Annotated in this window: 11 protein-coding genes; 5 read left to right on the forward strand and 6 right to left on the reverse strand. The window is 71.7% G+C overall.

What is annotated here, in order from left to right:
• Positions 1-6 precede the first annotated feature (6 nt).
• From ACIPSJ_RS30260 to ACIPSJ_RS30270, 3 genes are read right to left on the reverse strand one after another with little or no spacing between them, the layout of a single operon-like run.
• On the reverse strand, positions 7-774 hold the full coding sequence (locus ACIPSJ_RS30260) for an energy-coupling factor ABC transporter ATP-binding protein (RefSeq protein WP_401350797.1): 768 nt from the start codon (positions 772-774) through the stop codon (positions 7-9).
• Positions 762-1,553 carry a cobalt ECF transporter T component CbiQ gene (cbiQ, locus tag ACIPSJ_RS30265; RefSeq protein ID WP_401350799.1) on the reverse strand — a complete coding sequence of 264 codons (792 nt, stop codon included), beginning with the start codon at positions 1,551-1,553 and terminating at the stop codon, positions 762-764. The genes ACIPSJ_RS30260 and cbiQ overlap by 13 nt, the downstream gene beginning before the upstream one ends.
• 1 nt (position 1,554) lies before the next feature.
• Entirely contained in the window at positions 1,555-2,583 is a 1,029-nt protein-coding gene (locus tag ACIPSJ_RS30270; protein ID WP_401350801.1) for an energy-coupling factor ABC transporter permease, read from the reverse strand.
• Between the two features lie 174 nt (positions 2,584-2,757).
• Between ACIPSJ_RS30270 and ACIPSJ_RS30275 the strand changes: the two genes are divergently transcribed.
• Positions 2,758-3,105, forward strand: a complete 348-nt coding sequence (locus tag ACIPSJ_RS30275) for an SsgA family sporulation/cell division regulator (RefSeq protein ID WP_355708643.1) — start codon at positions 2,758-2,760, stop codon at positions 3,103-3,105.
• Between the two features lie 22 nt (positions 3,106-3,127).
• Here ACIPSJ_RS30275 and ACIPSJ_RS30280 read toward each other — a convergent pair whose 3' ends face one another.
• The 3 genes from ACIPSJ_RS30280 to ACIPSJ_RS30290 form a co-directional block, all read right to left on the reverse strand.
• Entirely contained in the window at positions 3,128-4,798 is a 1,671-nt protein-coding gene (locus ACIPSJ_RS30280) for a penicillin-binding transpeptidase domain-containing protein (RefSeq protein WP_401350802.1), read from the reverse strand.
• A 103-nt stretch (positions 4,799-4,901) separates the two neighbouring features.
• The gene (locus ACIPSJ_RS30285; RefSeq protein WP_401350804.1) at positions 4,902-6,515 is read right to left on the reverse strand and encodes a penicillin-binding transpeptidase domain-containing protein; all 1,614 of its coding nucleotides are present in this window, start codon (positions 6,513-6,515) and stop codon (positions 4,902-4,904) included.
• Between the two features lie 143 nt (positions 6,516-6,658).
• Positions 6,659-8,449, reverse strand: a complete 1,791-nt coding sequence (locus tag ACIPSJ_RS30290; RefSeq protein ID WP_401350806.1) for a dolichyl-phosphate-mannose--protein mannosyltransferase — start codon at positions 8,447-8,449, stop codon at positions 6,659-6,661.
• A gap of 133 nt (positions 8,450-8,582) precedes the next feature.
• Here ACIPSJ_RS30290 and rsmI point away from each other — a divergent pair, with 133 nt between their 5' ends.
• The 4 genes from rsmI to ACIPSJ_RS30310 all read left to right on the forward strand — a co-directional run bounded on the left by rsmI (position 8,583) and on the right by ACIPSJ_RS30310 (position 12,895).
• Entirely contained in the window at positions 8,583-9,431 is an 849-nt protein-coding gene (rsmI, locus tag ACIPSJ_RS30295; protein ID WP_359212783.1) for a 16S rRNA (cytidine(1402)-2'-O)-methyltransferase, read from the forward strand.
• Positions 9,432-9,802: 371 nt separating this feature from the next.
• Positions 9,803-10,228 carry a hypothetical protein gene (locus ACIPSJ_RS30300; RefSeq protein WP_401350808.1) on the forward strand — a complete coding sequence of 142 codons (426 nt, stop codon included), beginning with the start codon at positions 9,803-9,805 and terminating at the stop codon, positions 10,226-10,228.
• Positions 10,229-10,275: 47 nt separating this feature from the next.
• Positions 10,276-11,190: a TatD family hydrolase gene (locus ACIPSJ_RS30305; RefSeq protein ID WP_359212789.1), complete on the forward strand. Its 915-nt coding sequence runs from the start codon at positions 10,276-10,278 to the stop codon at positions 11,188-11,190.
• 157 nt (positions 11,191-11,347) lie between these two features.
• Complete coding sequence (locus tag ACIPSJ_RS30310; protein ID WP_401350810.1) at positions 11,348-12,895, forward strand: ubiquitin-like domain-containing protein; 1,548 nt, start codon at positions 11,348-11,350, stop codon at positions 12,893-12,895.
• The last annotated feature ends 26 nt before the right edge of the window (positions 12,896-12,921 follow it).

Consider the following 12,921-nt stretch of genomic DNA (forward strand, 5'->3'; position numbering starts at 1 on the left):
AACGCGTCACCCGCTCCCGCGTGCCGCCGTGGCCGCGCGTGGGTCGAAACCGAACGGAAGTTCCAGCCGGTGCGCGCGCATCAGGGCCTCGTCGGAGAGGAGTTCGCCGGTGGGGCCGTCGGCGGCGATCGTGCCCTCGCTCAGGACCAGGGAGCGCGGGCACAGCTCCAGGGCGTAGGGCAGGTCGTGCGTGACCATCAGGACCGTGACGTCCAAAGAGCGCAGAATGTCGGCCAGTTCGCGCCGGGAGGCCGGGTCGAGGTTGGAGGAGGGCTCGTCCAGGACGAGGATCTCCGGCTCCATGGCGAGGACGGTCGCCACCGCCACCCGGCGGCGCTGCCCGAAGGACAGGTGGTGCGGCGGGCGTTCGGCGAAGCCGCCCATGCCGACCCGGTCCAGCGCGGCCCGCACGCGTGCCTCCAGTTCCGCGCCCTTCAGCCCGGCCGCCGCCGGTCCGAACGCCACGTCCTCGCGCACCGTCGGCATGAACAGCTGGTCGTCCGGGTCCTGGAAGACGATCCCGACCCGGCGCCGGATCTCGGCCATGTGCCGCTTGCCGACCGGCAGTCCGGCCACCGTCACCGTGCCCGTGCCGCCGCTCAGGATGCCGTTGAGGTGCAGCACCAGCGTGGTCTTCCCGGCGCCGTTCGGCCCGAGCAGCGCGACCCGTTCACCGCGCGCGACGCGGAAGTCGACGCCGAACAGGGCCTGGTGCCCGTCCGGGTAGGCGAAGGCGAGGCCGGAGACCTCAAGAGAAGCAGTCACAGGGCCCATCCCAGTAGACAGACGACGGATGCGGACAGGGGCAGCGCGAGGGCGCGGGTCCACTCGGCCCGGGACGCGGTCACCTCGTCGATGACCGGCATGGAACTGGGGGCACCGCCCACACGTTTAGTAGTGGGGGAGTACCCTCGGCTCACCATGGCGAGATGGACGCGCTCCCCGCGTTCGTAGGAGCGGATGAACAGCGCGCCCGCGGACTTCGCGAGCACGCCCCAGTGGCGCACGCCCCGCGCCTCGAACCCGCGCGACTCCCGGGCGATCCGCATCCGGCGCATCTCGTCGGTGATGACATCGCCGTAGCGGATCATGAAGGAGGCGATCTGGACGAGCAGCGGCGGGAGCCTCAGCCGCTGTAGTCCCAGGAGGAGCTCACGGAGCTCCGTGGTGGCCGCCAGAAGGACGGAGGCGGCGACGCCCAGGGTGCCCTTGGCGAGCACGTTCCAGGCGCCCCAGAGGCCGTTCACGCTGAGCGAGAGGCCCAGCACGCCGACCCGCTCGCCCTCCGCCACGAACGGCATCAGCACGGCGAAGGCGACGAACGGCACCTCGATCAGCAGCCGCCGCAGCAGGAAGCCGGCGGGCACGCGCGCGAGGTGCGCGACGCACGCGAGCAGGACGGCGTACAGGGCGAACGCCCACATCGACTCGCGCGGGGTGGAGACCACGACGACCACGAAGGCGAGGACCGCCGCGAGCTTGGTGTGCGGCGGCAGCGCGTGCACGGGGGAGTGCGCGTGCCGGTAGAGCCGGTGGGCGTGCCCCGCGCCCATGTCAGTGCGCCTCGGACGGGCTGCCGGTACGGCGCCTGCGCACCGCCCAGAACACCGCGCTGCCCGCGACGACGGTCGTACCGACGCCGATCACCCCCGCGAGACCGCCGGAGAGCCGGGCGTCGGAGACGTCCTTGACCCCGTAGTCGGCGAGCGGGGAGTCGGCGGCGGCGTGTTCGGCCGTCTTCACGTCGATGCCCTTGTCGCGGGCGACCTTCTCCAGGCCGTCCGGGTCGGCGGAGGCGTAGAAGCTGACGAAACCGGCGAGCACCAGCGAGGTCACCAGACCGGTGACCCACAGCGCGCGACGGGAGGTGCGCGCCGCCACGGGCGCCGTGGGCGCGTCCACCAGCACGCCGTTCACCCGCAGCTTGAGACCCTGCCGCAGCTCCCGCGCCCCGTGCACGAGGTCCGGGCGCACGGCGACGACGGCGCCGACCGTGAGCGCGGTGATCACGGCCTCGCCGACGCCGATGAGCACATGCACGCCGACCATCGCCGTGGCGACCTTGCCGAGGGACACGTCGGTGGTGCCGCCGACCGCGTAGAGCAGGGTGAAGGCGACGGCGGCGGCCGGCACGGAGAGCAGGGCGGCGATGAAGGAGGCGGCGGTCACCGAGCGCCGGGTGCGGGGCAGGACCTTCAGCAGGCCCCGGAAGACGGCGTACGCGACGACGGTCGTCACGATCGCCATGTCGGTGATGTTCACGCCGAGCGCGGTCAGCCCGCCGTCCGCGAACAGGATGCCCTGCATCAGCAGGACCACGGACACGCACAGGACCCCTGTGTAGGGGCCGACGAGGATCGCGGCCAGCGCTCCGCCCAGAAGATGGCCGCTTGTTCCGGCCGCGACGGGGAAGTTGAGCATCTGTACGGCGAAGATGAACGCCGCCACCAGCCCGGCCAGCGGAGCCGTCCGCTCGTCGAGTTCACGGCGGGCGCCCCGCAGGCTCACGGCGAGGGCACCGGCCGCGACGACTGCGGTGACCGCAGAGGTGGGGGCGTCGATGAATCCGTCAGGTACATGCACCGTTCGATTTTAGAGTCTTGTTGCGAAGCTTTTGCAAGAGCGAGAGAGTTGTTTGTCGCACACGAAGGGCGGGAGCTTGCGGTCGCCGCAGGCGAAATCGGGAAAATGTGCGACATTGGGTAGGGAGCGGATGCATAGCTTTCGCACAGGTCACGGAGTGTAAAGGGCAGTCCGATGTCTGTAGTCGAGCAGTACGCGCGAGCCCACATCGTCACGGACGAGGATGCGCCGGTGGACCCCGGAGCGGTCCCCGTCGTCCTGCGCTACGACCCCGACGCCGACCCGCGGTCGGTGCGGGTCGGGCTGCCCGGGACGGACGAGTGGACGTTCTCGCGCTCGCTGCTGGAGCAGGGACTGAGGGCGCCGGCGGAGAGCGGCGACGTACGGGTGTGGCCGCTGGGGCGGGTGCAGGCCGTGGTGGAGTTCCACTCCGACCACGGCACGTCGGTGGTGCAGTTCGAGTCGAAGGCGCTGCTGCGGTTCCTGCGGCGGACGTACATGGCCACGCCGGTGGCCGGCTAGCGTCTCCGTCCCGCGGCGGCCGTCACAGCGACGACCCCAGCTTCAGCAGCGCCGCCACGATCGGTCCGGCGGTGTCGCCGCCGTGGCCGCCGGCCTGGACCACGCCCGCGGAGGCGAGGTCGCCGCAGTACGCGGTGAACCAGCCGTTGGGCTTCTTCTGGCCGTCGACCTCCGCCGAGCCCGTCTTGGCGCCGCAGCTCGAACTCAGACCGGACATCGCCTTGGCCGCCGTACCGTACCCGGCCGTGTAGGTCATGACCTCCTTCAGCTCGGACTGCGTCTTCGACGACATCGTCCGCGAGGCCTTGGCGATCGTCCGGTTGTCCACGCTCGGGTCGACCAGGTACGGCTGGTGGAAGGAGCCGCTCTCCACGGTCGCCGACACCGACGCCATGTTCAGCGGGTTCATGCGCACCCCGCCCTGCCCGATCAGCGAGGCGCCCATCTGCGCGCCGCTCTGCACCGGGACCGAGCCGTCGAAGGTCGGGACGCCGATCGCCCAGTTGTTCATGCCGAGGCCGTAGACCTGCTGGGCCTCGGTGGTCAGGTCGCTGTCGGACAGCTTCGGGGCGAAGTCGATGAAGGCGTTGTTGCAGGAGGCGCCGAAGCTCAGCTTGAACGTGCCCTGCTTGATCTCGGAGTCGTCGTCGTTGTGGAACGTCCAGCCCGCCAGCTTGTACGTCTTGGGGCAGGGGTGCGAGGCGTCCGGGGTGACGAGGTTCTTCTCGAACAGCATCGTGGACGTGACGATCTTCATCGTGGAGCCCGGGGCGAGCGAGCCCTGGAAGGCGACGTTGAAGCCGTGGCTGGAGTTGGCGACGGCGTAGATCTCGCCGGTCGACGGGCGCATCACGACGACCGAGGCGTTCTTCTGCGTGGTGACCTGCTTCTCGGCGGCCGCCTGCAGGGTCGGGCTGAGCGTGGTCTTCACCGTGCCCGGCGTGCCCTTGCTGAGCTCGACGAGCGTCTTGTCGGAGAGCTTCGCCTTCTCGGACGCCGTGCCGCGCACCACGCGCAGTTCGACGCCCGCCTTGCCGCCGGCCTTCTTGCCGAACTTCTCGCGCAGCCCGTCCAGGACCGAGCCCAGCGAGGGGTACTTGGCGGTGGTGATCTCCCCGCCGTCCCGGTCCAGCGCCTTGACGGGCGGGGTCCCGGACTCGCCGGTGACCAGGGTGTCGCCGTCCTTCATGTCCGGCTGGACGACCGAGGCGTGCCAGTCGACCAGCGGCTTGCCGTCGCTCTTGCGGCGGACGACGGTGAACGAGGAGTCGTACGACAGCGGCTTGCTGACGCCCTTGTACGACACCGTCGCCTTCACGGAGAACGGGACCTCGGCGCCGGTGCGCTTGCCCTCGGTGAGGGTGACGTCCTTGATGTGGGCGTCCTTGGAGTAGCCGGTCAGCAGCCGGATGCAGGCCGCGGCGTCGTCCGTGACGGCGGCGGCCCGGGTGGGCTTGCCCTGCTGCCAGGAGGTCAGGAAGGTCCGGGCGGTGGTCTGCACCTCGGCCGCCGACACCGGGCCGGTCTTGACGGGTTTGTGGTCGGGCTTCGACGACGCCGCGTCGGCCGCACCGCCGCCATACAGCGCGTAGACGGCGAAGCCCGCGCCGCCGACGACCGCGGCGGCGATCATCCCGCCGATGACGGCGGGTCTCTTCTTCCGTCGCTCGACGACGCGCCTTCTCTTGCCCACAGCTCAGTTCCTCCGCGCACTTCCCCAGGGTCCCCGCCGCCCCGTAGCCCTCACGCTCCCCAACGACGGCACCAGCCTAGAGTCCCGGCCTGTGGGAGTGACATCAGCCACCGTTCCGTAGCACGGTTGCGACAATAGGCCCGGCCGCGTCGATGCCGTGACCGCCGTCCTGGGCCATGGCCGCGGCCGCGATGTCGTTGCGGTAACCGGCGAACCAGCTGTTCGACTTCGACTGTCCGTCGACCTCCGCCGACCCCGTCTTGGCGCCGATCCTGCCGCTCAGCCCGCTCATCACACCGGCCGCGGTGCCGCTGGTGGCGGTGCGGTTCATCATGGCCTGCAGCTGGGCGGCCGTACCGGCCGACAGGCCCTTCGCGGTGGCCAGTTCACGGCCGTCCAGCTTCGGCGGGACGAGCACCGGCTGCCGGAAGGCGCCCGTCGACGCGGTCGCCGCCACGGAGGCCATGTTCAGCGGGCTCATCTGCACCTGGCCCTGGCCGATCAGGTTGGCCGCGGTGTCCGGGCCGCCGGAGGCGGGGACGCGCCCGTCGAAACTCGGGATGCCCACCTTCCAGTTGTTCCTGCCCAGTCCGAAGCCGTCCTCGGCCTCCTTGGTGAGCGAGTCCACCTGGACCGAGTCCGCGTACTTCACGAACGCCGTGTTGCAGGACCTCGCGAAACTGTCCGACAGGGTGGCGTTCAGGTCGGGCTTGAGCCCCTCCAGGTTGCCGAAGGTCTGGCTCTGCCAGGTCGCGGTCGGCGGGCAGGGCGCCGGTCCGGTCGACGTCGTCAGACCGGTGTCGATGAGGGTGGCGGCGCTGATGATCTTCATGGTGGAGCCGGGTGCCAGCTCGCCCAGGAAGGCCGCGTTGAAGCCGTCCACCCGGTTGTTGGCGACCGCGAGCACCTCGCCGGTGCTGGGCTTGACGGCCACCACCGACGACTCGGCGTACTTCGTCACCGCGGTCTCGGCGGCGGCCTGCACGCGCGCGTCGAGCGTCGTGGGGAGCTTGCCCGCCTTCCCTTCCGCGAGGGTCAGCAGCGTGGTGTCGGCGGACTCCTCCGACGCGTGCCGGATGACCAGCTCCACGCCCGGGGTGCCGCCCGCCTTGTCGCCGTAGCGGCTGCGCAGTTCGTCCAGGATCGGGCCCAGGGACGGGTACTTCTCCTTGGTGAGCACCTTGCCGTTGCGGTCCACGGCCGCGATCGGCGGGCTCGCCGCCTCACCGGTGGACAGGGTGTCGCCGCGCCTGAGTTCCGGGTGGACCACGGACGGCTGCCAGTCCACCAGCGCGCGGTGCGTGGTCTCGCCGCGCACGATCTTCAGCGAGCTCTTGTAGGCGAGCGGCTTCGACTTCCCGTCGTAGGACACCGTCGCCTTCACGCTGAACGGCACGGTGGCCCCGGTCGCCGTGCCGGGCGTGATGCGCACGTCCTTGATGTGGGCGACGTCGGTGAAGGAGGTCAGGACGGGTTCGGCGTCGGCGGAGTCGTTCGTGTAGGAGGCCGCGGTGACCGACTCGCCCTTCTCCCAGGCCGCGAAGAACTTCCCCGTGGTGTCCTTGATCTCGTCCTTCGTGGGCGGCCCGGTCCGTACGGCCGGTGTGCCGCCGTCTCCCCGCACCGCCGCCAGCACGTTGTAGGCGCCGTATCCGGCCCCGCCCACCAGCACGGTGCAGACGCCGCCGATGATGGCCGCCTTGGCCCCCTTGCGCATCGCGCGAATCCCCTCCCCGCGAGCCTTCGCCGCATTTTGTGAACGCGTTCAAAAGCCTCTTGTGCTTCGCACTGTAGGCGGTTGTGGGGTCCCTGTGGCAGGTGTTGACCGATTGTTGTCCGAACGGAGATCAGGGATGTGGCTCAGACCCAGGTGTCCAGCCACATCCGTGAACGCCAGGAGTCGATGGGGATCGCCGTGCCCGTGTACAGCGGCCAGAAGTAGATGAAGTTCCAGGCGATCAGCAGCACCAGCACGCCCGCGCCGGACGCGCCGATCAGCCGGCGGGTGTCGCTGGAGCCCGGCGGGCCGATGATCGCGCCGATCATCATCGCCACCGCGAGACACAGGAACGGCACGAAGACGACCGCGTAGAAGAGGAAGATCGTGCGCTCCTGGTACATGAACCAGGGCAGGTAACCGGCCGCGATGCCACAGGCGATGGCCCCCGCCCGCCAGTCCCGGCGGAACGCCCACCGCCACAGGACGTAGAGGATCGCGAAGCAGGCCGCCCACCACAGCAGCGGGGTGCCGATCGCGAGCACCTCCCGCGCGCACTTCTCACCGGCGTCCGACGGGCAGCCGTCCGCGCCGGGGGAGGGCGACTCGTAGAAGTACGACACCGGGCGGCCCAGCACCAGCCAGGACCACGGGTTCGACATGTACGTGTGCGGCGAGGACAGGCCGACGTGGAAGAGGTAGACCTCGTGCTCGTAGTGCCACAGGCTGCGCAGCCAGTCCGGCAGGAACGTCCAGCTGCCGCCCCTGCCGTCGGTGGCCGCCCAGTTGCGGAAGTAGCCGCCGGTGCCGTCGGTGGGGGAGAGGATCCAGCCGATCCAGGAGGTCAGGTAGACGGCGATCGCCACCGGGACCGTCGCCAGGAACGTGATCCCCGTGTCGTGCGCCAGCACCGCCTTGTACGGGTGCGCCGCACCGGCCACCTTGCGGGCGCCGACGTCCCACAGCAGCGCCATCAGGCAGAACGCGGCCAGGATGTACAGGCCGTTCCACTTGGTGCCGATCGCGAGCCCCAGCAGCAGACCCGCGGCCCAGCGCCAGGGGCGCCAGCCGAAGCGGAACGAGTCCGCCACGCGCGCGTCGGGGCGCACCCGGCCGTCCGCGTCGGGCGGGAGCGCGGCGGCGAGTCTCTCCCGTGACCGGTCCCGGTCGATCACCAGGCAGCCGAACGCGGCCAGCACGAAGAACATCAGCACGCCGTCGAGCAGCGAGGTGCGGCTCATCACGAACGCCAGCCCGTCCACCGCCATCAGCCCGCCCGCCAGGCAGCCCAGGAACGTGGACCGGAAGATCCGGCGCCCGATCCGGCACAGCAGCAGCACGCTCAGCGTGCCGAGCAGCGCCGTCATGAACCGCCAGCCGAACGGGTTGAAGCCGAAGATCAGCTCGCCCAGCCCGATGACGTACTTGCCGACCGGCGGATGCACCACGTAGGCGGCGTCCGCCGGCACCGCGACATGGCCGTTGGCCTGCAGGATCAGATCGTTGGCGTTCTTGTCCCAGTTGACCTCGAAACCGCGGTGGACGAGCGCCCACGCGTCCTTCGCGTAGTACGTCTCGTCGAATATCACCGCCTTCGGGCTGCCCAGGTTCCAGAACCGCAGCACGCCCGCCATCAGCGTCACAAGCAGCGGCCCGCCCCAGCCCGACCACCGCGTGATCCGCTCGGCGAGCACCGGCGGCACGCCGAGGGCGAGCCACAGCCGGGGGCTGGGCTCGGCGTACGGCGGCACCAGGCGGTCGACGACGTCGGCCCGCGCGCCAGGGCCCGCGGTGCCTCTGCCGCCGGCCGTGGGCGCCGGGTGCGCCGTGCTCGCCGGGTAGCCGAACCGACGCAGCCGCTGCTGCCACGTCGGCCGCTCGTCGAGCGCTGCCTGGCCCTGCCGGGTGTCCGTGGAGGACGCGGTACTGGTCACCGCGCCATCGTAGGGAACCGTTCTGTGTGAGTCCCGTGCAATGGGTCTTAGAGGTGGGTTCCTTTGCGATAGGGGCGAGAGGGGTCCCGGTTCCGGGGACGGCGCTGTCAGTAGCGGCTGCGAGGATGGAGGGGTGACTGGAACCCTTGTCCTGGCAGGCACCCCCATCGGCGACGTCGCGGACGCGCCGCCCCGGCTCGCGGCCGAGCTGACCGGCGCCGACGTGATCGCGGCGGAGGACACCCGGCGGCTGCGCTGGCTCACCCAGGCGCTGGGGGTGACGCCCAAGGGCCGGGTCGTCTCCTACTTCGAGGGGAACGAGGCCGCCCGCACCCCCGAGCTGGTCGAGGAGCTCGTCGGCGGCGCGCGCGTGCTGCTCGTGACCGACGCGGGGATGCCGTCCGTCTCCGACCCCGGCTACCGGCTGGTCGCGGCCGCCGTGGAGAAGGAGATCCGGGTCACCGCCGTCCCGGGACCGTCCGCGGTGCTCACCGCGCTCGCGCTGTCCGGGCTGCCCGTCGACCGGTTCTGCTTCGAGGGCTTCCTGCCGCGCAAGGCCGGCGAGCGGCGCGGGCGGCTCCGTGAGGTCGCCGAGGAGCGCCGCACCCTCGTCTACTTCGAGGCACCGCACCGCCTCGACGACACCCTCGCCGACATGGCCGAGGTGTTCGGCGCGGAGCGGCGGGCCGCCGTCTGCCGTGAGCTGACCAAGACGTACGAGGAGGTACGGCGCGGTCCGCTGGCCGAGCTGGCGGTGTGGGCGGCCGAGGGGGTGCGCGGCGAGATCACCGTGGTCGTCGAGGGCGCGCCCGAGAAGGGGCCCGAGGAACTCGACGGGGAGGAACTGGTGCGGCGGGTGCGGGTGCGGGAGGAGGCCGGGGAGCGGCGCAAGGAGGCGATCGCGGCGGTGGCGGTGGAGGCCGGGATTCCCAAGCGGGTGGTGTTCGACGCGGTGGTCGCCGCGAAGCGTGTTGAGGGATGAGGTCGGTTTCGTAGCGCCGTCGTGGTTGCTTTTGTGCAGTCGGGCGCACACAGCCCCGCGCCCTTTCGGGGCGCTGTGGTTCCCGGCGTTGACCTGCGGGGATGTGTCCTCTGAGCAGGGCGCATCTCTCATGAGCGGGCGCCCCACGGGTGGGTAAAGGCAGGCGGGGAAAGGCAAAGCCGAACCCCCCGTCGCGAGGCCGATTTGGCAAGCAAAGTCCAAAACGGCTCCAACACTCGGCAGGCCTGTCGCATTCGCGTCGGCGAAGGCGTCCACTGGTCAGCAGGGACGCACCCGTCCCTCGTCCCCAGGGGATTCCGGGGGGAATTCCCGCGCCGGGGACGCTTGTCCAGCGGACAGCAGGAGCTGGCATGAGTGAGATCGCAGGGCAGACGGGCCTCCGCGGTGCAGCCACAGCCGTCGTTCACGAGTCGTATTCGTTCGCCTGCATGCGATGCGGGCACGGCTGGGAGCAGTCGTTCCAGATAGAGCACCACACCGACGCGGACAACCACGAGTTCGTCACGTACGTGGCGGACGGCCGGGTCGTCCCGTCGCCGCTGAGCAGGCCCTCGTGCCAGAACTGCGACGGCCAGGTCGTGCGCATCATGCGCGCGGGACAGGTCTCGTCGGTGCGGAGCGCGGCGCAGCGGTCGTCGCGGCCGTCCGCGCAGGGCCGTCCGGCCGGTGCGGAGCCGGAGGAGGCGACGGCGACGGAGGCCGGCGCCGAGGTCGGGGAGCCGCACCACTGGCACCTGTCCGACCTGCTGCACGCGTTCCAGCGCAAGGCGAGCTGACCCGGGCGCGGGTCCGGCGGGGCATGCCCCTTTCGTAGGATCGGGGCATGCCTTCGAACGCCTCAGGACCGGCCTCCGGCTCTGCCTCCCGCACGGCCGGCAAGAACGCGGCACCGCCGCTCCCGGAACCCCTCCGGGTGCCGGTCGCCGACTCGCACACCCACCTCGACATGCAGTCCGGCACGGTCGAGGAAGGCCTCGCGAAGGCCGCGTCGGTGGGCGTGACGACCGTCGTCCAGGTCGGCTGCGACCTCAAGGGTTCGCGGTGGGCGGCCGAGACCGCCGCCGCGCACGCGAACGTGCACGCGACCGTCGCCCTGCACCCCAACGAGGCCCCGCGCATCGTGCACGGCGACCCCGACGGGTGGTCCCGGCAGGGGGCGCGCGCGGGCGGCGGTGACGCGGCACTCGACGACGCGCTCGCCGAGATCGACCGGCTGGCCGGACTGCCCCAGGTGAAGGGCGTCGGTGAGACCGGCCTCGACTACTTCCGCACCGGGCCCGAGGGCAAGGCCGCCCAGGAGCGCTCCTTCCGCGCCCACATCGAGATCGCCAAGCGGCACGGCAAGGCCCTGGTCATCCACGACCGGGACGCCCACGCCGACGTGCTGCGCGTCCTCAAGGAGGAGGGCGCCCCCGAGCGGACCGTGTTCCACTGCTACTCCGGGGACGCCGGGATGGCCGAGGAGTGCGCCCGCGAGGGCTACTTCATGTCCTTCGCCGGCAACGTCACCTTCAAGAACGCCCAGAATCTGCGGGACGCGCTCGCCGTCGCCCCGCTGGAGCTGGTCCTCGTGGAGACCGACGCGCCCTTCCTGACCCCGGCGCCGTACCGCGGACGGCCCAACGCCCCGTATCTCGTTCCGGTCACGGTGCGCGCGATGGCCGCCGTACGTGGCATCGAGGAGGACGCGCTGGCGACGGCGCTGGGCGCCAACACGGCCCGCGCCTTTGGTTACTGAGGGTATAGCGATCATAACTGGCGTATAACGCTCGCGGCGGTGCACCCCGGGTCCGATCGCGACCGTGCGTAGTCGTGCCGCTTTGGAGAGTGACCGGTGCTCCGCTAGGTTCTGGGGGCCCGATCCGGACCCGTCTGGCCCTCTGGAGCGTGTCGGCGTGAGCACACCGCAGTACGAGACGTTTGAGGCGTACGGCCCCTACACCGCGCCGGGGGCGCACGGCGCGAGTGGCGCGCACGGGGCGCACGGCACGCAGGGCGCGCCTGGCGCGCAGGGCATGCCGGGAGCCTACGGGGCGCCGGGTACGCGTGGTGCGCCAAGTGCGCCAGGTGTGCGCGGTGCGCCGGGTGCGCCGGGTGCGCACGGTACGCACCGTGCGCCGGGCGTGCACGACGCCGAGACGCTGGCCTACGCCACGCCGTACGGGAACGACACCTACCGGCCGGCGTACGAGGTCGCGGCGGGCGCGGCTCCCGGGCGGGCGGGCGAACCGGCGCTGCCGCGGCAGGGCGGCGGGCGGACGCCGGAGGGCGGATCGCCCGGGGCGGACGGGCGCGAGGCGGTGGGCCGGCGGGCCGGACGGCGGCGGAAGACGCGGTACGGCACCCGCTCGGAGTCGGCCGTGCGCCGGCTGCTGCCGCAGGCACTGGTCGTCGCCTTCCTCGCCGGCGGCACCACCGCGTTCCTCGCCAAGGACAAGGCGATCGAGCTGACCGTCGACGGCCGCCCGCGCACCCTGCACACCTTCGCGGACGACGTGACCGAGCTGCTGACCGAGGAGGGCGTACCGGTAGGGGCGCACGACGTGGTGGCGCCCGCCCCCGGCACGGCACTGGCCAGCGGCGACGAGGTCGCGGTGCGCTACGGCCGCCCCGTACGGCTCACGCTGGACGGCGAACGGCGCGAGGTGTGGACCACGGCGCACACGGTGCAGGGGGCGCTCGACCAGCTGGGGGTGCGTGCCGAGGGCGCGTATCTCTCGGCCTCGCGCTCCCGGAACATCGGCCGCGCCGGGCTCGCGCTCGACGTCCGCACCGAGCGCACCGTCACGATCCTGGCCGACGGCCGGACCCGCACCATCCGCACCAACGCCGCGACCGTCCGCGAGGCCGTCGAGGAGGCCGGGATCTCCCTGCACGGCCAGGACACCACCTCCACACCCCTCGACGGCTTCCCGCGCGACGGGCAGACGGTGACCGTGCTGCGCGTCACCGGCAGCAGGGAGGTGCGCGAGGAGGTGATCCCGTTCGAGGTGCGGCGGACCGCCGACCCCACCCTCTTCAAGGGGACCGAGGTGATCGAGCAGGCGGGCCGGCCCGGCCTGCGCCGGGTCACCTACTACCTGCGGACCGTCAACGGGGTCCGGCAGAAGCCGCGCCGCCAGACGTCCGAGCTGGTGCGCGAGCCGCGCACCCAGCTGGTGATGGTGGGCACCAAGCCGCATCCGGACTCCGTCAAGGGCGCCGACGGGCTGAACTGGCACGGCCTCGCCGCCTGCGAGTCCGGCGGCCGCCCGCACGCGGTGGACGCCTCCGGGACGTACGGCGGGCTGTACCAGTTCGACTCCCGCACCTGGCACAGCCTCGGCGGCAGCGGGCGCCCGCAGGACGCGCCCGCCGAGGAGCAGACGTTCCGCGCGAAGAAGCTCTATCTGACCCGCGGTTCCACCCCCTGGCCGCACTGCGGGGCGCGCCTGCACAGGTGAGCGGAGCGCGCCTGGCACAGGTGACC

It is taken from the genome of Streptomyces sp. NPDC090088 (assembly GCF_044747345.1).
Classification (GTDB): domain Bacteria; phylum Actinomycetota; class Actinomycetes; order Streptomycetales; family Streptomycetaceae; genus Streptomyces.

What these genes read in the sequence shown, in the direction of transcription:
- ACIPSJ_RS30260 (WP_401350797.1), bottom strand. Translation starts at nt 774, where the DNA reads ATGGGCCCTGTGACTGCTTCTCTTGAGGTCTCCGGCCTCGCCTTCGCC.
- cbiQ (WP_401350799.1), bottom strand. Translation starts at nt 1,553, where the DNA reads ATGGGCGCGGGGCACGCCCACCGGCTCTACCGGCACGCGCACTCCCCC.
- ACIPSJ_RS30275 (WP_355708643.1), top strand. Translation starts at nt 2,758, where the DNA reads ATGTCTGTAGTCGAGCAGTACGCGCGAGCCCACATCGTCACGGACGAG.
- ACIPSJ_RS30285 (WP_401350804.1), bottom strand. Translation starts at nt 6,515, where the DNA reads ATGCGCAAGGGGGCCAAGGCGGCCATCATCGGCGGCGTCTGCACCGTG.
- ACIPSJ_RS30300 (WP_401350808.1), top strand. Translation starts at nt 9,803, where the DNA reads ATGAGTGAGATCGCAGGGCAGACGGGCCTCCGCGGTGCAGCCACAGCC.
- ACIPSJ_RS30305 (WP_359212789.1), top strand. Translation starts at nt 10,276, where the DNA reads ATGCCTTCGAACGCCTCAGGACCGGCCTCCGGCTCTGCCTCCCGCACG.